Origin of the sequence: Maribellus luteus (assembly GCF_003576475.1) — a bacterium.
Classification (GTDB): domain Bacteria; phylum Bacteroidota; class Bacteroidia; order Bacteroidales; family Prolixibacteraceae; genus Draconibacterium; species Draconibacterium luteum.
The window spans coordinates 1-795 of record NZ_QWGR01000068.1 but is presented as its reverse complement, the minus strand read 5'-3'; the positions used below and the strand labels follow the sequence as shown (position 1 = coordinate 795).

Here is a 795-nt window from a genome sequence, read left to right as displayed (position 1 = left end):
AATATAAACCTCTAAGGGTTGCAATTCTTTTTTATTTACCTCCGGAATGTCGATGGATAAAACGTCTGTTGTACTTGTGTTTGACGCAATGAAGTACTTTTTACCATCCTTGCTTTCCTTGATCATAATATGTAAGTTGTCGTGTGCTTTCCAGTGTTTTGTTTCGAGCTTAACAATGGGCAAATTGTCGTTTAATTCCTTTAGCATCGGAAGCAGGATGTCAAACACTTCCGGTGTTTTTCGCCAGTCGTTCCAAAACAGAATACCTGTGGCCCCGTGAATAATGGAGGTATAAATCTGGCATTTCACGTGGTTGATGTATTCCTGCGGAGTCATTTCAGGAGGCCGGGCATAGCCGTTGCCGTCAAAATAAATCCATACGGGCGTTTTTTCGCCTAGGCCTGCCTTAAGTGCATCGACCGTAATGCCCGACAACACGGGATGGGCAAAATAATCGCGGAAAGCATTTATGCCAAATACATCTCCGTTGTTTTTATATCCCTGCGCTATTAACCGGGTATTTTCGTACCAGATCGACTTTAGTGTTTCAAAATCATAATCGGTGTACGAATATTCTCCATTGCTAAACTGATACACCGGTATACCATCATGGGACTGGAAAAATCCCAGCAATGGTATTTTACAGTTACGCGCCTCGGGGTCGATTAACTCATAAGGCGGGTTGTCTGGAAGAGCACCGTGTTCTTTTAAATAGTTCTGTTCAAAGAAGTAAGTACTTCCTTTGCTATGTCCCAGCAGGTCGACAAAAACGAGTGCATTCTTATCCTGTTTCTT

General features: G+C 42.6%; 1 protein-coding gene. It reads right to left on the bottom strand.

Going from position 1 to position 795, the window contains the following annotated elements; genetic code table 11:
• Window positions 1-795 (bottom strand): hypothetical protein (locus D1614_RS25800; RefSeq protein ID WP_162304620.1); only part of this gene is annotated, 795 nt, incomplete at both ends.